The sequence below is a fragment of the Aliirhizobium wenxiniae genome (assembly GCF_019511445.1).
GTDB lineage: Bacteria > Pseudomonadota > Alphaproteobacteria > Rhizobiales > Rhizobiaceae > Neorhizobium > Neorhizobium wenxiniae_A.
Map to the genome: position 1 here is coordinate 1 of NZ_JAEUAN010000024.1, position 17,162 is coordinate 17,162.

The window sequence follows — 17,162 nt, forward strand, 5'->3', positions numbered from 1 at the left end:
GCGACGGCGGCGCTCAGGGCCGGACAGGACTTCTATCTTAGGACTGTGACTGGTCATAATGGGCACATTACCTCGCACACTTGTTAAGTGGGAGATCGTGTCCGGATATTTATGGGGCCATTACAGTTCCGGCCAGCATGTCCCAGGCGGATAGGTGGCGTTCGTAATAGAGGTCGGCCACGCCTTCGGCGACGCGGATCAGGCCGATTGCGGCGGCGCCCATGCGGCGATAATCCATGCCGGTCTCGTAGATTTTTCGGGAGATAGACAGGTAGTCTTCGAAATCGGTTCGGCGGGAATGGCCGAGAATGGCGATGCCGCGTGACGGGTCGGTTGTCTTGGCTGCCGTGATCGGCTTGCCTTCGCGGACGGCGCCTTCTCCACGGATCGCGCTGAAGACGGCGTTCTGGGTGGCGTCATATATGACGCCAACGAGGATCTCGTCGCCGCTGACGAAGGCGATCGAGACGCCCCAGTGGCGGAAGCCGCGGATGAAATTGGTGGTGCCATCGATCGGATCGACCATCCATGTGCCGCCGGACGAACCATTACGGCTGGCGCCGCCCTCTTCGCCGAGAAAGGCGTCATCGGGAAACTGCTCGAGAAGCGTTTTGCGGATCGTCTGTTCGGCGCGCTTGTCGGCGACCGTGACGAAATCCTGCAGGCCCTTGTTTTCCACGGCAAGCGTTTCCGGCTGGATGTCGGCGCGGAATTTTGCGGTTTCGGTCCCGACAAGACGGGCAATGTCTATTGCTGCCTCGGCGCGTTTGCGCAGCGAGGCGAGATCGAATGGGGATGGCATCAGGCACTTCTTCTTTTGATCAATGTGACCGGCGTGAATTCCACGCGGGCAACGGCATCGGGGTCCAGGATCCGGCTGGACAGGAGGTCGATCACCTGTTCCGCCTGAATATCGCAGGGCTGCAGGAAGGTGGTCAGGTCATAGGCGCCCCAGCTTGCCTGGGGAATGTCGTCATGGCCGATGACCCTGACCGAACTATCGTTCCGGCCAGCATCGCTTAACCCGTCGATGACACCGCAGGCCATGTAGTCGTTGACGGCGAAGATGCCGTCGATGCCGTTATCGAGCAAAGCGTGGACGATATTGCGGCCGTTGCGATAGTCGTTCTGGGCAACGGAGATGTGCGACACTTCCATGGCCAACGCTTTCGCGCGTGCCAGAAATGCTTCGGCGCGGCGGCGCGACGAATAGGAGATGGTGGTGCCGGCAATGACGGCGAGCCGGGTCGCGCCTGCCTGCAACAGGTGGTCGACTGCGAGATGTGCGGCATTGTGGTCATCGGAGAGCACACGGTCGACCAGCGGATAATCTTCGCCCTTGTTGATCAGCACGATCGGAACGCCTTCCGCCGCACATTCCTCGCAAATATGCGAGGGGGGGGCATCCGAAGTGACGATCACGCCCGATACCGCGTAATGCAGCAACTGGCCGATGACGGTGGCGCTGTCTGCTTCCTGCGAGGTGGGAAGCAGGATAGGCCGATAGTTGCGGGCGATCAGTGCACGGGCGAGATGCTCGACCTGCTGCGTTCGAAAAGGGTTGTCGAGGCCGGCTGCGACAAGGCCGACCAGATCGGAGCGCTTGTTGGTGAGGCTGCGGGCGAGATAGTTGACGCGATAGCCGAGGTCCTTGGCGGCCTGATAGACCTTTTCGCGGGTCTTTTCGGAAACGCTGGCATCCGGCGTGAAGGCACGGGAGACGGCGGCGCGGGAAACGCCGGCGGCACGTGCTACATCGTGCGACGTGACGCGCTTTGCCGGGCGATCGCTGCCATGGCTTTCGCGCGGGCGCATCAGGTCCGGCAGGTTGGTGCAGATGCCGAGGACCGGAAACGCCATGATATCGGCGAGGACTTCCGGCCGCTCCTCGTGCCACAGAACGATTTCTCGACCATTCGCGAAGGATCGTTCGATCAGGTCATCTGTGACGAATTCCTGCGGCGTGTCGCTCGCCTTTTCCCAGCATAGATGCAGGATATCGGCGGATGCTTCATCGCCCATTGCGTGGGGATCGGCACCAACGCGGATGAGGATCGCCAGCGGATAGTCGCAGCCGAGTTCGCGCAGTTCCCGTACCTGTGCCGGATCGAAGGAACCGAAACAGGCGAAACGCTGCTCCCTGTCCTTCAGGTGCTGCCAGCAGAGCGGGCCGGTGCCGGCGCGTTTCAGCTCGATATAGAGGCCGCAATCGGTTTCGCGCGCCAGCGCTGCCACTTCCTCGAAACTCGGCACGTCCGGCACTGCGGCACGCAGATCGGCAAAGGTGAGGTGCGAGATATGGACGTCCCTGCCGAAGACGCGCTCGAGATGGTCGTCATGCGAGATAACCACGATGCCATCGGCAGTCAGTTGCGTGTCGATCTCCCACATTTCGGCACCGAGTTCGGCAGCGCGGCGAAAGGCGGCGAGCGTGTTTTCCGTCGCGTGGCCGCTGGCACCGCGATGGCCGATACAGAAGGGCAGGCGTCCTCTGTTTTCAGGCCAGCCGAAGCGGGAGAAGAACGGCGAAAAATCCCTGGCAGAGGTCATGATCGTCTCCCCGTCAAAGTCTGAGGCCATCGTCAGAAAAGACGAAAGCCGATTTGCTGTCGATAAACCAGCGTACAGGTTCGCCGAGTTTCCAGTTTCTTGCCGCGGGCTGGATCGAGCGTAGTACCGATCCATCAGCAAGTTCGACATCATAAAGATTTTCGCGGCCTTGCGTTTCGGCAAAGGTGATCTTTCCTTCCACCGCTATGTCGCCTTCCGGGCCGAAATGTTCCGGCCGAACGCCGAGCTTCAACGGCGTGCCATCGGCAATGCCTTCGTGTGAGCCGAGCGGGACGCGCAATTTGATCGGCGCGATGGAGAAGGTGTTCCCCATGGCAATACCATTGAGGAGAGAGATCGGCGGATTGCCGAGAAAGCCTGCGACGAAAGACGTGCGCGGATTGCTGTACATGTCGGCCGGTGTGTCGATCTGGACGATCTCGCCCTTTTTCATGATGGCGATACGGTCGCACATGGACATGGCTTCCACCTGATCATGGGTGACCAGAACGGCGGTGATGCCGGTTTCGAGCTGGATACGGCGGATTTCGGAGCGCATTTCCAGCCGCAGCTTGGCATCGAGATTGGCCAGCGGTTCATCAAGCAGCAGCACATCCGGCTTGCGAACGAGGGCGCGAGCGAGCGCCACGCGCTGCTGCTGGCCGCCCGAGAGCTGGCCGGGGCGACGTTCGAGCAGCTCCGAGATATGGGTGAGCGCAGCAATGAAACGGACTTCGCGATCGATATCGGCCTTGTTGTCCTTCCTGACTGTCAGCGGGAAGGCGATGTTTTCGAAGACGTTCATGTGCGGGTAGAGGGCGTAGTTCTGGAAGACGACACCGACATTGCGCTTCTGGCTCGGCAGGCCGCTGACGTCGCGGTCGCCGAACATGAGCTGGCCCTTGTCCATGCGGTGGATGCCGCTGATGGTGAAGAGGGTCGTCGATTTTCCGCAGCCGGAAGGGCCGAGCAGCGCGAGCATTTCGCCATCGCGGATGGTCAGGTTCATATCGTCGATGACAGGAGTGCCATCGAATGTCTTGGTGAAGTTGTTGATCGAGATTTGCATCAGCCCTTGGTGCCCCCGCCGAAAATGTTCATGAGACGGTTCTGGAACAGCACGAAAAGTGCGAGCACCGGCAGCGTGTAGAACAGCCCGACCGACTTGAAGATGTTGAAATTATAGGTGCTGGAATTGGGGTCAGACACCGTGTTGAGATACATGGACAGGACTTCGAAATCGCTGGACGGGGCAAGAATCCGTGGCAGCATGTATTCGCTCCAGCCGTCGATGAAGGCGAAGAGCGCCAGCGACAGAAGGCCGGGTTTTACCTGCGGCAGGATGATGCGCCGCCAGACGGTGAAGCGGCTTGCACCGTCCTGCACGCCGGCCATTTCGATTTCCCACGGAACGGCGTCGTAAAAGCCCTTCATGATCCAGATGCCGAAAGGCAGCATCAGGCTGGCTTTCACCAGAATGACGCCGGTCAGCGAATTGTAAAGGCCGGCAAACTGAAGGACGAGGAAAACGCCGATGATCAGCGTGACCGAAGGGAAGGCATGCATGACCATGATGCCGGAGAGGACGAAACGCCGGAACGGCAGAGCCAGTCGCGAGAGCGCATAACCGGCGGTTGCCGAAACGGAGACGACGATGATCATCAGGCTTGCGGAGAAGATGACTGTCGTCAGCGTCGGCTTCCACACGTCGCCGGTAATGGTTGGGTCGATGAGGAAACGCCAGTGTTCGAGCGTGAACTCGTTGGGCAGAAGCGAGCCGGGCGCCGTGTTGCTGAAGGTGTCGACCAGCAGGAACAGGTACATGATGAAGAGCGGCAGGCTGAGCACGGTCAAAAGCAGGATGATCGGCCAGGCGGCGAAATTGCGGGTCATGATCGTCCTCCTTTAAAACTCGATCTTTGGCTTCGACATCATCTCGTCGAAACGGAAGAGGCGGAGATAGACAATGGAGAGGATCAGCCCGACTGCGACGAGGATCAGCGCCATGGCAGCGCCCAAGCCGTATTGCAGGTTGCCGGTATAGTTGTTGAGCGCGGTCTTAAAGGCTTCGAGCGCCCAGACCGTCGTGGTGCTGCCGGGGCCGCCATTGGTGGTGAGCCAGATCTGCTCATAGGACGAGAGCAGCGACAGCGTCTGGTAGCTGGTGACGAAGAGGATCGGCCAGCGCATATGCGGCAGGATGATGTAGCGGATCTGCTGCCAGCGCGAGGCGCCGTCCACTTCGCTGGCCCAGAGCTGCTGCACCGGAATGGCTTTCAGCGCGCCGGAAAACAGGATCATGCCGAAGGATGCGCCGACAAAACCGTTGACGAGGATGACCACCGTCCAGGCGCTCGCGACCGATCCCTTCATGTAGTTGAAGGCGGGAAGGCCGAGATCCTGGGCGATGTTGAAGACAAAACCGTCTTCCCAGGTGAACCATTTCCACATGACGGCATAAAGCACGACCGGAGTGATGCGCGGCAGAAGCCACAGTACGCTGAAGAAACCGGAGCCCGCGGGCGGCAGATAGAAGGTGGTGATGGCCAGAAACAGGCCGACCAGAACGTTGAAGGCCAGCGTCAGCACCACATAGAAGACCGTGTTGCCGATGATGCGCCAGGTATCGGGGGTAATGACGAGGTTCTTGAAATTCTCCGTCGTCCAGGTCCAGCCGGTATAGCTTGCAGTCGCGACCTTTTCGATCGCGCCTTCCGGCGGGTTTTCGAGCATATGCGTAAGCGCCGCTTCCATTTCGCCGCGGCTGGCGTAGCGCACGTTGAGAACCGATTGCTCGAAGGCGCCGGCGGCAATCTTCAGATCGCGCACCCGCGTCGGGCGGGAGGGCAGCGTCTTCAGTTCTCGTTCGAAGGCCGTGGAACTGGTGAAGGACCGGTCCTTGAGCCTTTCTGCGATCTCAGTGATGAATCTTGCATCGACGCCGGCTGCGTGGGCCTTTTCCAGCCCCGCCTGATCGATGACGTAGCTCGACTGGCCGAGTGCATCGATCGTTTTCGCGTCCAGCCCCTCATCCTTGAGTGAGCGCAGAAGGTTGCCGGTGACGACATAGGAGCCGCCGGAAATGCCGGTGGCCGTGCTCATGTTGGTGAAGGCGAAGACGCTGGTCAGCACGACCGGCAGGAAGAAGAAGCCGAGAAGCAGAACCATGGCTGGTGTCATGAAAGCCAAGCCAAGGAGATGTGCCCTGTGAGGCGAAGAGGTGCGCATGGGAACCCGAAGAAATGCAGAGGGGCCGGGCGGCAGTTACGCCGCCCGGTGGATGGATGGGATCAGCGGATGACGATCTTGTCGCCGAGTGCGTTGCGTACTTCCGTCTCGACGGCCTTGACGGCATCGGCGACGGAATTGGTCCGGGTCCAGGAGGTTTCCAGCCCCTTGTACATGGCCTTCCAGACGACGCCGAAATCGCTGTTGTTGGGAATGGCGTTCGCCTTTGGCAACAGGCCTTCCGTGGCCGCGGTCGTCCAGCGATCATTGGCGTAGAAGGGGATCGACGCTTCGGCGGAGCCGATGGCGAGATGGCCCGACTTCACGGCATGCAGAGCGTTGATGTAAGGCTCGGAGGCTGTGGTGATCAGCTCGGCTGCGAGCGTCGCATCTTCATCCGAACCGCCGGTCGACAGAAGATAGACGAGCGGGTGAGTGATCGTGTTGGCGCGGCCCTTTTCGTTGCCGGCCGGAATCAGGCTGTACTGCATCTGACCGAAGAAGTCCTTCAGGCCCCATTTGGCTTCCCATTCGGCCTTGTGCCAGGTGCCACCGTGCCAGATGCCGGCCTTGTCGCCGGCGACGGCCTGATGCCAGGTATCCCAGGTGGTGCCGAGATAGGTGGCCGGAACGACGCCCTTTTCAACCGCATCGACGAAGAACTGGTACATGCCGGTCAGCGCCTGACGGTCGAGAACCAGCTTGCCGGATTCCGCGTCGGCCATCTCGCCGCCGAAGCTTTGATAGAACTGCCAGTAGTCGGTGCCGTTGTTCGGACGCGGCATGAAACCCTTGCCGGGTTCGACAACCTTGGCATCCTGCATCTTCTTGGCGTCGTCGAGCATGGAATAAAGCGTGTATTCGCCGCTTTCGACCTTTGCCGGCAGCGCTTCGATATCGGCGTCCGAATAACCGATCGCCTTCAGATGCGCCTTGGAGAAGAAGAAGGGGCGCGCTTCGGCATCCTGCGGAATACCCCAGATACGGCCGTCATAGGAGGAGACGTCGATCAAGTTGGGGTAGAGCTGGTTAAGCGGCCAGGCGTCGAAATCGACATAGTCCTCGATCGGGCGCAGGAGGCCGGATTGCGACCAGGGGCCGATGTCTTCGTGACCGGAAACGATGATGTTCGGCGCCTTGCCGGATTCGGCGGCTAGCGTCACGGCCTGCTTGAAATCGTCCCAGCCGGTCCAGGTCTGGGATTCGATCTTGATGGTGAGGTCCTCACCACGGATCTTTGCCTGACGCGAAACGACGTCGGCCGCCATCTTGATGGCTTCGATGCGGTAATCATTGGTCGGGCCGGTGCCGCCGGCCCAGACGGAAATGGTGACATCCTTGGCCATGGCGAAGGTTGCCGTCGATGCCAGCAGCGCTGTCGCCAGAATGGCGGATTTGAAACGCGGAAGTACGGTCATGACTTATCCCCGATAAGCGATCTCGCCTCCTCCGGGGCCGGTCGCAAACAGCGTTATCCGGGTGGGAAAGCGAGGAGTTGATCCTGAACGAGGCGGACCTTAGGAGCGCTCCACAACAACGAGATGACAAATTGTACACGTGTACATTTTTTATTTTGGCGCGGTGGACTGCTCAGTCTGCCGGGGTGCGTCTGATGCCGGAGCAGCAAGATCTGGATGGTTGGATGGCGAAAGAGGTGGAAAACGCCTCCTCGTATTCGTCCCGACAAGTGAACGGCGGGGATTTCCTGGCCTTGTGTCCTCTTGCAAACGCGGTCTGAAACTATTCCGTTTTTGTTGTGCCGGTTCGGTTCTGGCTGAAGTAGTCTCCCGGCCAGCCTGAAGACCGGAACCTATTCAATGACCAGTGAACCTCGTGCGCGCCTGCGCGACCTCGATATATCCATAGGCCATTATGAGACCGGCGCGCTCAATGCGATCACCGATGTCGCGGGTGTTGCCGTTGGTCATGTCTCCTGCGTCGAGGGCGAACGGACGCGCACTGGCGCGACGGCGATCCTGCCGCATTCCGGCAATCTGTTTCAGGACAAGCTGCCGGCGGCGCTTGCCGTGTTCAACGGCTTTGGAAAATTCGCCGGTTCGACGCAGATTGCCGAACTGGGTGAGATCGAGACGCCAATCCTACTGACCAACACGCTGGGTGTCGGCCGCGCCATCGAGGCGATCAATCGGCATGTGCTGGCGCAGGCCGGTAATGAGCGGGTCGTGTCGCTGAATGCCATTGTCGGCGAGACCAATGATTCAAGGCTCAACGATATTCGTGCTGCCCGCCCGAGTGTGGATGAAATGTCCGCAGCCCTTGCCGCCGCCAAGACCGGGGCGGTTGCAGAAGGTGCGATCGGTGCCGGCACCGGCACGGTTGCCTTCGGTCTCAAGGGCGGGATCGGCACGAGTTCGCGGGTCGTGAAGGCCGGCGGAGCAGACTATACGGTGGGCGTGCTGGTGCAGTCCAACTATGGCGGCAAGCTGATGGTGGCCGGCAAGCCTTATGAGGCGGAAGGTGCGCATGACAAGGATGGCTCGATCGTGATGATCGTAGCGACCGATGCGCCGCTTTGCTCGCGCAATCTGAAGCGCCTTGCCGAGCGCTGTTTTGGCGGTCTGGCGCGCACGGGTGCGGCGCTGAGCAATGGTTCCGGCGATTATGCGCTGGCGTTTTCCACTGCCGAAGAGGTGCGCCGGACGCCGGAGCGTCGCAAGGCGGTCGCCAATTATCCGGTTCTTTCCAACGATGTTGTCTCGCCGCTTTTCGAAGCGGTGATCGAGGCAACCGAGGAGGCGATCCTCAATTCGATGACGATGGCGACGACCACGCACGGCTACAATGCCGGGACGGACAAGGCCTCGACCATCGAAGCCATTTCCCTTGACGCGCTCAAGCGCCGCTGAATTTTCTCGAAGACTGGAGTTCTTAATGCCTGCCGCAACGTCCCGCATCGTCTATCTGAACGGTGCCTTCCTGCCTGAGAACGAAGCTCATGTTTCGATCTTCGATCGTGGTTTTCTCTTCGGTGACGGTATTTATGAAGTGACGGCGGTGCTGGACGGCAAGCTGATCGACAGCCCGCTGCACATGACGCGTCTGGAGCGCAGCGTGCGCGAAATCGGCGGCCATCTGCCGATCTCGACCGACGAGATCGTCGCCATCGAAAAGCGTCTCGTCGAAGAAAACAAGCTGACCGAAGGCGTAATCTATCTGCAATATACGCGCGGTGCCGAAGACCGGAACTTTCTCTACTCGGAAGATCTCGAGCCGACGCTGCTGCTCTTCACCCAGGCAAAGACGCTGGAACATGTTGCCGCCGTCGAAAAGGGCCTGAAGGTCAAGGTCGTGCCGGATCAGCGCTGGGAACGCCGCGATATCAAGACGGTCTGCCTGCTGCCGCAGGTTCTGGCCAAGCGGATCGCCAAGGCCGAAGGCTGCGACGAAGCCTGGATGGTTCAGGACGGTTACATCACCGAAGGTGCGTCTTCGACGGCCTATATCATCACCAATGACGACAAGATCGTCACCCGCGGTAACGGCAATGCCATCCTGCCGGGCTGCACGCGTCTCGCCGTACTTGAGCTTGCCCGCGAGCAGGGGCTGACCGTGGAAGAACGCCTGTTCACCGTCGAGGAAGCCATGGCTGCACGAGAAGCTTGCCTCACCAGCGCTTCGAACTTCATCGTGCCGATCACCTCGATCGACGGCAAGCCGGTCGGTGACGGCAAGCCGGGTGCGATGTTCAAGCGCCTGCGCGAGCTTTACATGGACAATGCCCGCCGTACGGCCGTGTAACAAAAATCAACCGGCGGCCAATGTCTCCCAGATGCGTTTGACGATGGGCCGCCGGTTTTCCTTCGAACGATAGAGCCTGATCTCGACTGCGAGATCCCAGTCCTTTTCTGCGGCACGCACCAGGCGGCCGTCCGCGAGTTCCGCATTGGCGAGGCTTTCGGGTATCCATGCTAGGCCCCAGCCGGCCAGAACCATGCTCTTCAATCCTATCGAATGACTGCCGACATGGACGCGATTGTCCGTCGGCAGGCGGGTCGCCAGTGCGCCGGCCATCAACTGGCCGAAGAATGACGTTTTCTGATAGCTGACATGGGAAAAACCCGGCTCGACCCGGTGCAGCGGCGCGCCTGCTTTATCCGGGGCGCTGACGGGGATGATGGTTTCGGCTCCCAGCGTGTGGTGTTCGAATTGCGGATCGAGCAGCATCGGCACATGCAGGTTCTGGTAGGTCAGAAGAAAATCGGAATCGCCGTCGATCAGCGAGTTGAGGTTTTCTTCCATGCTGCCGGAATCCGGGCGCATGTTGGAAACGAGCGGTCCCAATTGAGCGCTCAGGTTTGTCAGCCAGCCCGGAAAGAAGGTGAAGGACAGCGTGTGGAGCGCCGTCAGCGTCACGGTGCGGGCGTCGTTGCCTTCCTCATGCTGCAGGTTGCGGCGGGCCTGATAGAGGTTCTGCAGGGTATGCTCGGCAACGGGCACGAAACGGTGGCCGGCCTCGGTCAGGCGGGACGGGTAAGTGGCGCGGTCGATCAGGCTGGTGCCGACCCAGGCTTCCAGCTGCCGGATGCGGCGGCTGAAAGCGGATTGTGTGACATTGCGCTCGTCCGCCGCCTTGGAAAAATTCAGCGTCTGGGCGAGTGCCAGAAAATCCTCAAGCCATTTGACTTCCACCGAACACTCCAAAACAAAACCGTCTGCGGTTCTGCATTGGTCCCATCGGCGGGAAAATGCAATCAGCTTGTCCGGCTATATTCGATCATGCGGGCACGGGATAACACGAGTTCGAGACGATTTTCGGACAGGAGATGCAGGCAGACACGCTTCGTCCAGGGACCATCCTTGAGGGTGAAGAGGAAACGGCCGTTGCCGAGTGCGGTCATCGGCATGCGGTGGCGGACCGGGCCGACGCCCATGACGAGGTTTTCGCCGTCGATCTCGAACGTTGCGCCTTCATCTGAAAACCAGCGGCCGGAAAGCGAGGCCGGGACGCCGGTATCGACAGCCGGGAGGAAGCGGCGGGCGGGATAGCCGATCTGGCCGGTGATCGCCGTGCCATCCATCTTCAGGCGCATGGGAGACGTGGCGGAGAAGGACGAGACATAACCGTCTTCATCCTCATAAACCGCGGTATCGGCGTCGAGCCAGTTGACACTGGAACCCTTGACCTCGATCCAGAATGGGCCGGTCTCGGTGACGTAAAGGCCATCCTGCAAGGCAGAAGAGGGGACGGGCAGAGCAAGGCCGAACAGGGCGGCCATGGCTGCCTGGGCGATCTTGCTGCCGTTGGTGTCCTCACGGTTGGAGACGATGACGACACCGGTTTGGTTCTCTTGATCGAGCAGGAAATAGGTCTTGTAGCCGGGATGCGATCCGCCATGGCCGGTGAAGTCGCGGCCGCCAAGTGTCGTGCGGCATATGCCGAGGCCGTAGCCGCTTTCGCGGCCATCGGAGAGGGCGCGCGGTGCGGCGAGGCGAGCGAGCGTTCCGGCGAACGGAGCCTTGCCGGAGAGAAGGAGGCGTAGCCAGTTGGCGAGGCTCGTGGCGCTGCCGGTCATGCTGCCGGAGGCGGAGATGTGCAGGCCGGCGGCGGAGAGCTGCCATTTTTCGCCGTCGTGCCAATAGCCCGGCACGAGACCGGCGACGGCATCGTTCCAGACATCGGGGGCATCGAGCGTGGCGCTGGCTTTTGCGCCTGCATCGCGGATGAAGTCGCGGAAGAACAGGCCCTTGCGTTCAAGTGCCGTTTCGACCAGGCGATAACCGGTGTTGGAATAGGAAACTTCCGTGCCTGCTTCGTAGTTGAGGCGCCTCTGACGGGCGAGATAGTCCATTAGCGGACCGGCCTTGGTTTCGGTATAGACCGAAAGGCCGAGAAGGGAGAGGCATTCGCGCGTGTCGGGCAGGCCGCCGCTCATATCGAGCGCGCGACCGACGGTGACGCTGGCCAATGGTTCCTGCAGCTCGGGCAGGTGCTGGCCGAGGGTGTCGTCGAGGGCGATCGCTTCCGGATGCGACAGCACCATGGCGCAGAAAGCGTGCTTGGTGACGGAGGCGTAACGCACGATCGTATCGGCGTTGAAGGGCGCCATGGTGGAGAGGCTTTCGACGCCGCCGACTTCGGCAAAGCGGATGCCTTGGGCGTCGAAGCCGATCACTGCGCCACCGGGCTGATCAGCACCCCATCCGTCAGTGAATTTCCTGACAGCCTGTTGCGCCTTATCCCAATGGGCCGTGATCGACATCTCGCTTCTCCACTTTGCTCTAAAACCGGACCGGGTCCGCCAGAACCTTAAAGGTCAGGCCGGTTCTTCGAGCTCCACGCTCAGACTGCGCAATTCGCGGGTATGAGCGTGATTGACATTACCGAGTCTCAGGTCCTCGGCCGTGACTTGTTCAACCATGTGACCATCGATCATCACACCGACTTCGGTGCAAAGATGGGTGATGACGCTGAGATTGTGGCTGACCATCACATAGGTGAGGTTCCGCTCTGCGCGGAGATCAGCCAGAAGGTTTAGGATTTCCGCCTGAACCGAGACGTCGAGCGCCGAGGTCGGTTCATCCAGCAGCAGCACTTCCGGTTCGGCGATCAGGGCGCGGGCGATTGCCACGCGCTGGCGCTGGCCGCCGGAGAGCTGGTGCGGGTAACGGAAGCGCGCGGTCTGCGGCAGGGCAACGGCGGACAGCACCTTGGCGATGCGGTCGTCGATATTGTCCATTCCGTGCACGAGCGGCAGTTCCGACAGGATGCGGTCGATCGTCTGGCGCGGGTGCAGCGAACCGTAAGGGTCCTGGAACACCATTTGCACCTTTCGGAAGAAGGCCGGCGGGCGAAACAGCGGGGCATCTTCGCCGGAAAAGGCGATACGGCCGGACCAGTCGTTGTTGAGGCCTGCCATGGCGCGCAGGACGGTGGATTTGCCCGAGCCGCTTTCGCCGACGATGCCGAAGCTTGCACCCCTGGCAACGTTGAAGGACACGCCCTTGACGACTTGCTTGTCACCGAAGGAGATGCGCAGGTTGTCGATCTCGATCGTCATTTCAGCCACTCCGGATCACGGGTAAGGACGGGCAGGCGCTCCTTCGGGTGCATCAGTGAGGGCATGCAGTTCAAGAGGCCGCGCGTATAGGGATGCTGCGCGGACAAGAGGTCCGATGCCTTCAGCTCTTCCATCACATGGCCGGCATACATGACGGCAACGCGATCGCAGAAATGCGAGACGAGCGGCAGGTCGTGGCTGATGAGCAGGAGGCCCATGCCGCGTTCCGAGACCAGTTCCTCGATGAGGCGCAGGATTTCGGCCTGTACCGTGGCATCGAGCGCCGAGGTCGGTTCGTCGGCGATCAAGAGTTCCGGATCGGGCGCGAGCATCATGGCGATCATGACGCGCTGGCCCATGCCGCCGGAGACTTCGTGCGGATAGGAGGCGGCGACCTTGCGGGGATCGCGGATTTTCACCTGTTCCAGAAGGTTGATCGCAGCTTCGAGCGCCGCCCGCTTGCTGCCGCCCTTGTGGGTGCGCCATGCTTCGGCCACCTGGCTGCCGATCGTCTTGACCGGGTTCAGAGAATATTTCGGATCCTGCAGGATGAAGCCGGCCCGCTTGCCGCGGATCGTGCGCATCTGCTTTTCCGAGGCCGAGCGGATATCGATGCCATCGAACTCCAGCTTATCCGCCTCGATGACGGTCTGGGTGGGCAGGAGTTTCATCAGCGCGCGGGCGGTCAGGCTCTTGCCCGAGCCGCTTTCGCCGACGATGCCGAGCTTTTCGGTGCCGAGCTTCAGCGATACGCCCTTGACTGCCTGATGGAAGCCGGTGCGCGACTTGAAGCCGATCTTGAGGTTTTGAATATCGACCAGCATCCGTCAGTTCCCCTTCGGATCCAGCACGTCGCGCAGCGCGTCACCCAAAAAGTTGAAGGCGAGCGAGACGAAGAAGATTGCGATGCCGGGAATGGCGGCGACCCACCACTGTTCGAAGATGAAGCGCTTGGCCGTTGCGATCATTGCACCCCATTCCGGCGATGGCGGCTGTGCGCCCATGCCGAGGAAGCCGAGCGAGGCGGCGGTGATGATGATCGAAGACATGTCGAGCGTGACGCGCACGATCAGCGTCGGCACGCAGAGCGGCATGATATGGCGGAAGATGATGCGCCAGGAGGAACCACCGGTCAGGCGGTAAGCGGCGATGAAATCGCTGCCGCGAACGGTCAGCGTTTCGGCGCGGGCCATACGGGCATAGGGCGGCCATGCGGTGAGCGCGATGGCGAGCACGGCGCTTTCGACGCCCGGCTTCAATGCGGCGACGAAGGCGAGAGCCAGAACGAGGCGCGGGAAGGCGAGGAAGATGTCGGTGATGCGCATCAGGATCGTATCGACGATGCCGCCGAAATATCCTGCGATACAGCCGATGGCCAGCCCGATCGGGGCGACCAGAACGACAACGGCAATGACCATGCCGAGGGTGACGCGACCGCCGTAAAGCAGGCGCGAATAGATGTCGCGACCGAGCTCATCGGTGCCGAACCAGTGCAGCGCGCTTGGGGCTGCAAGACGGTTGGCCAGATCCTGCGCTGCCGGATCGTGGGTGGCGAGCAGCGGCGCAAAGATGGCGATGCCGATGAAGATCGCGATGATGGTCAGGCCGATCATGCCGAGCGAATTGCCGCGGAAGTTCAGCCAGATACGGTACCAGTTGCCCCAGGCGGCCTGGCGGCGCGAGGACGGATTTTCGTCCAGCGCCCAGTTTCGGAAGGTGGCGTTCATTATTGTACCCGTGGATCGAGGACGCGGTAGAGAATGTCCGCAATCAGGTTGAGGCCGACATAGATGAGGCCGATCAGAAGCGTGGTGCCGACGACCGGGTTCATGTCCGCATTCATCAGCGAGACGGTCAGATACTGTCCGATACCCGGCCAGGAGAACACGGTCTCGGTGACGACGGCACCTTCGAGAAGGCCGGCATAGGTCAGCGCCATGACGGTGACGAGCTGGACGGCTACCGTCGGGAAGGCATGGCCCCAGATGACTTTCGTCAGCGACAGGCCCTTGGCGCGGGCGGTGATGACATATTCGCCCTTCAATGCGTCGATCATGAAGGCACGCGTCATGCGGGCGATGTAGGCCATCGAGAAATAGGCAAGGATGATGACCGGCTGGGCCATATGCGCAAGCGCATCCTTGAAGGCATCGAAATCGCCGGCGATGAGGGTGTCGATCGTCAGGATGCCGGTGACCGTATCGATCATGCCGTCATAGATGATGTCCTGACGGCCGGGGCCGGGGGCGATGTCGAGCCAGGAATAGAAGATCAGCAGCGAGATCAGCGACAGCATGAACACCGGCACGGAATGACCTGCGAGACAGACGACGCGGATCGCCTGGTCGGTGAACGTGCCCTGACGCACAGCTGCCCAGACACCGAGCGGAATGCCGATCAACGCGGCCAGGATCAGGGCTGCGGTGGCAAGCTCGAAAGTGGCCGGGAAGAAGCGGACGATATCGGTTGCGACCGGGTTCTTGGTCAGAACCGACATGCCGAAATCGCCGTGTGCCAGCTGGTAAAGATAGTGCAGGAACTGCACCGGAATGGGCTGATCAAGGCCCATTTCGGCACGTACGCGAAGAATGACATCCTCAGGCGCATTGTCGCCAACGGCGGCAATGACCGGATCGACCGGCATAACCCGGCCGATGAGGAAAGTCAGAACAGTCAAACCGAACAGCGTCAGGAGGACGCTGCTCAGTGTTGCTGCAAGGCTTTTAAAACGTCTGTTCACGCCTTGTTGGTCCCGAGGTAGGAGTTGCCGTTCGACAGGACACCGAGTTCGAAGCCGGTGACGCCCTTGCGGCATGCAGCCGTCTTGGTTTCCTGGAACATCAGGGCAAACGGGCTGTTGTGCATGAATTCCCGCTGCAGGGCTTCGTAGAGTTCCAGACGCTTTGCCGGATCCTTCTCGTCACGAGCGGCTTCCGCCTTGGCGGTCAGTTCGTCGTTCTTGAAGCTGGAGCGCCATGCGAAAGGCTTCTTCTTGGCGTCGTCCGAGTTGTCCTTGTTGATGCAGAAGACTTCGGCATTGGAGTTCGGGTCGAAGTAGTCGGTGCCCCATGCGGACAGCGCCATTTCGTGCTGGCGGGCGCGCATCTTGGTGAGAACCTGACGGTTTTCAGCCGACTGCAGTTTTACACGGATGCCGATTTCGCCGAGATTGGCCTGAATGGCCTGGGCAAGGTCCGGATAGGGCTGCGCCGAATAGTGGTCCATGGTGATGTCGAAACCGTCTGCGAGACCGGCTTCAGCCATCAGCGCCTTGGCCTTGGCGACATCCTTCTGGAACGGCGTATCGGTGACAGTGCCGGGGAAACCAGCCGGTTCCATGCTCTGGTGAATGGCATGGGTCATCGGCAAGATGTTCTTCTGCATGCCTTCGTAGTCGAGCGCCCACTTGACGGCTTCCCACACCTGCGGCTTGGCAAGGTTCGGGTTGGCCTGGTTGAGAGAGATCAGCATCAACGATGCAACCTGCTTGCGGACCATAACGACGTTTTCGTCCGACTTCAGAACCTGGAGCTGTTCCGAGGTCAGATTGCGGGCGATATCGACGTCACCCTTCTGCAGCATCAGCATCTGCGAGGAAGGATCGACGACGTGGCGGATGATGACGCGCTTGAGGTTGCCCTTGTACGGGCCGTTCTCGTTGAGCGTCAACGCGATGCTTTCGGAAGCCTTCCAGGACTGAAGCTTGAAGGAACCGGAGCCGGCGCTGTTCTTCTGCAGCCAGGCATTGCCGAGGTCGCCGTTCACTTCGTTTTCGAGAACCGTCTTCTTTTCGACGATGGCGCCGATGTTTGCCGAGAGGCAGAACAGCAGGAAGGAGATTGCGGTCGGCTTTTCGGTCGTCAGCGTGACGGTCTTTTCGTCCTTGGCAACGATCATGGCTTCGACATTTTCTGCCGTGAAGCCAAACTGATTGATGATGAAGGCCGGGCTCTTGTTCATCTTGATGGCGCGCTGCAGCGAGAACGCAACGTCCTCAGCCGTCACAGCTGCGCCCGAGGCAAAGGTGGAGTTGCCGAGCTTGAAGGTGAAGACCTTGTTATCCGCATCGGCTTCCCAGGAAGCGGCAATGACCGGGATGACTTCGCTAGGGTTGTCGCTGTTGGCGCGCACCAGCGTTTCATACATGTTGTTGATCATCTCGCTGCCGACGGCCTCAAAACCCTCATGCGGGTCAAGGCTGGTCATGTTGTCGAGCTGCTGGGCAACAACCAGGATGTCCTTCGGCGTCGCCGCGAAAACGGTGTCGGCCAGGTTGATGTAGGACAGGAAGGGCAGGGCTGCGCCGCCGATCAGGAAGTTACGTCTGGATACCATTGCTATATTCCCCATTGAACAACTGAACCC

General features: G+C 60.6%; 14 protein-coding genes and 2 pseudogenes. 2 read left to right on the forward strand and 14 right to left on the reverse strand.

Features of this window, described 5'->3' with window-relative positions; translation table 11 throughout:
- Positions 1-115: 115 nt before the first annotated feature.
- The 7 genes and pseudogenes from JNB91_RS24335 to JNB91_RS24365 form a co-directional block, all read right to left on the reverse strand.
- Positions 116-802: pseudogene (locus tag JNB91_RS24335) on the reverse strand (inositol monophosphatase family protein); the annotation flags it as partial.
- Entirely contained in the window at positions 802-1,815 is a 1,014-nt protein-coding gene (locus tag JNB91_RS24340) for a LacI family DNA-binding transcriptional regulator (protein WP_220328135.1), read from the reverse strand. The pseudogene JNB91_RS24335 and the gene JNB91_RS24340, both read right to left, overlap by 1 nt.
- 63 nt (positions 1,816-1,878) lie before the next feature.
- Positions 1,879-2,580: pseudogene (locus JNB91_RS24345) on the reverse strand (glycerophosphodiester phosphodiesterase); the annotation flags it as partial.
- Positions 2,564-3,619 (reverse strand): ABC transporter ATP-binding protein, encoded by a 1,056-nt coding sequence (locus JNB91_RS24350; RefSeq protein WP_220328070.1) that lies wholly within the window; start codon positions 3,617-3,619, stop codon positions 2,564-2,566. The gene JNB91_RS24350 and the pseudogene JNB91_RS24345, both read right to left, overlap by 17 nt.
- Positions 3,619-4,443, reverse strand: a complete 825-nt coding sequence (locus tag JNB91_RS24355) for a carbohydrate ABC transporter permease (RefSeq protein WP_148145229.1) — start codon at positions 4,441-4,443, stop codon at positions 3,619-3,621. The genes JNB91_RS24350 and JNB91_RS24355 overlap by 1 nt, the downstream gene beginning before the upstream one ends.
- A gap of 12 nt (positions 4,444-4,455) precedes the next feature.
- Complete coding sequence (locus JNB91_RS24360) at positions 4,456-5,730, reverse strand: carbohydrate ABC transporter permease (protein ID WP_223218362.1); 1,275 nt, start codon at positions 5,728-5,730, stop codon at positions 4,456-4,458.
- A 110-nt stretch (positions 5,731-5,840) separates the two neighbouring features.
- Positions 5,841-7,196: an ABC transporter substrate-binding protein gene (locus JNB91_RS24365; protein WP_220328072.1), complete on the reverse strand. Its 1,356-nt coding sequence runs from the start codon at positions 7,194-7,196 to the stop codon at positions 5,841-5,843.
- Positions 7,197-7,595: 399 nt separating this feature from the next.
- Between JNB91_RS24365 and JNB91_RS24370 the strand changes: the two genes are divergently transcribed.
- Both JNB91_RS24370 and JNB91_RS24375 read left to right on the forward strand, forming a co-directional pair.
- Positions 7,596-8,645, forward strand: coding sequence for a DmpA family aminopeptidase (locus tag JNB91_RS24370; RefSeq protein ID WP_220328073.1), 1,050 nt, complete (start codon positions 7,596-7,598; stop codon positions 8,643-8,645).
- Between the two features lie 25 nt (positions 8,646-8,670).
- Complete coding sequence (locus JNB91_RS24375) at positions 8,671-9,537, forward strand: D-amino-acid transaminase (protein ID WP_220328074.1); 867 nt, start codon at positions 8,671-8,673, stop codon at positions 9,535-9,537.
- Positions 9,538-9,543: 6 nt separating this feature from the next.
- On the opposite strand, the gene JNB91_RS24380 is transcribed toward JNB91_RS24375, so the two are convergent.
- The 7 genes from JNB91_RS24380 to JNB91_RS24410 all read right to left on the reverse strand — a co-directional run bounded on the left by JNB91_RS24380 (position 9,544) and on the right by JNB91_RS24410 (position 17,132).
- On the reverse strand, positions 9,544-10,428 hold the full coding sequence (locus JNB91_RS24380) for a LysR substrate-binding domain-containing protein (protein WP_220328075.1): 885 nt from the start codon (positions 10,426-10,428) through the stop codon (positions 9,544-9,546).
- Positions 10,429-10,490: 62 nt separating this feature from the next.
- Positions 10,491-11,999 (reverse strand): serine hydrolase domain-containing protein, encoded by a 1,509-nt coding sequence (locus JNB91_RS24385; protein ID WP_220328076.1) that lies wholly within the window; start codon positions 11,997-11,999, stop codon positions 10,491-10,493.
- Positions 12,000-12,053: 54 nt separating this feature from the next.
- Positions 12,054-12,797 carry an ABC transporter ATP-binding protein gene (locus JNB91_RS24390; protein WP_220328077.1) on the reverse strand — a complete coding sequence of 248 codons (744 nt, stop codon included), beginning with the start codon at positions 12,795-12,797 and terminating at the stop codon, positions 12,054-12,056.
- Complete coding sequence (locus tag JNB91_RS24395; protein ID WP_220328078.1) at positions 12,794-13,621, reverse strand: ABC transporter ATP-binding protein; 828 nt, start codon at positions 13,619-13,621, stop codon at positions 12,794-12,796. Before JNB91_RS24395 ends, JNB91_RS24390 begins: the two co-directional genes overlap by 4 nt.
- 3 nt (positions 13,622-13,624) lie before the next feature.
- Entirely contained in the window at positions 13,625-14,527 is a 903-nt protein-coding gene (nikC, locus tag JNB91_RS24400; protein WP_220328136.1) for a nickel transporter permease, read from the reverse strand.
- Positions 14,524-15,537 (reverse strand): ABC transporter permease, encoded by a 1,014-nt coding sequence (locus JNB91_RS24405; protein ID WP_220328079.1) that lies wholly within the window; start codon positions 15,535-15,537, stop codon positions 14,524-14,526. Before JNB91_RS24405 ends, nikC begins: the two co-directional genes overlap by 4 nt.
- Positions 15,534-17,132, reverse strand: coding sequence for an ABC transporter substrate-binding protein (locus JNB91_RS24410; RefSeq protein ID WP_220328080.1), 1,599 nt, complete (start codon positions 17,130-17,132; stop codon positions 15,534-15,536). The genes JNB91_RS24405 and JNB91_RS24410 overlap by 4 nt, the downstream gene beginning before the upstream one ends.
- Between the last annotated feature and the right edge of the window lie 30 nt (positions 17,133-17,162).

Bases quoted from the DNA above. Each gene is read 5' to 3' on its own strand.
- JNB91_RS24340 (WP_220328135.1), bottom strand. From the start codon at position 1,815: ATGCGCCCGCGCGAAAGCCATGGCAGCGATCGCCCGGCAAAGCGCGTC.
- JNB91_RS24350 (WP_220328070.1), bottom strand. From the start codon at position 3,619: ATGCAAATCTCGATCAACAACTTCACCAAGACATTCGATGGCACTCCT.
- JNB91_RS24355 (WP_148145229.1), bottom strand. From the start codon at position 4,443: ATGACCCGCAATTTCGCCGCCTGGCCGATCATCCTGCTTTTGACCGTG.
- JNB91_RS24360 (WP_223218362.1), bottom strand. From the start codon at position 5,730: ATGACACCAGCCATGGTTCTGCTTCTCGGCTTCTTCTTCCTGCCGGTC.
- JNB91_RS24365 (WP_220328072.1), bottom strand. From the start codon at position 7,196: ATGACCGTACTTCCGCGTTTCAAATCCGCCATTCTGGCGACAGCGCTG.
- JNB91_RS24370 (WP_220328073.1), top strand. From the start codon at position 7,596: ATGACCAGTGAACCTCGTGCGCGCCTGCGCGACCTCGATATATCCATA.
- JNB91_RS24375 (WP_220328074.1), top strand. From the start codon at position 8,671: ATGCCTGCCGCAACGTCCCGCATCGTCTATCTGAACGGTGCCTTCCTG.
- JNB91_RS24385 (WP_220328076.1), bottom strand. From the start codon at position 11,999: ATGTCGATCACGGCCCATTGGGATAAGGCGCAACAGGCTGTCAGGAAA.
- JNB91_RS24390 (WP_220328077.1), bottom strand. From the start codon at position 12,797: ATGACGATCGAGATCGACAACCTGCGCATCTCCTTCGGTGACAAGCAA.
- JNB91_RS24395 (WP_220328078.1), bottom strand. From the start codon at position 13,621: ATGCTGGTCGATATTCAAAACCTCAAGATCGGCTTCAAGTCGCGCACC.
- JNB91_RS24410 (WP_220328080.1), bottom strand. From the start codon at position 17,132: ATGGTATCCAGACGTAACTTCCTGATCGGCGGCGCAGCCCTGCCCTTC.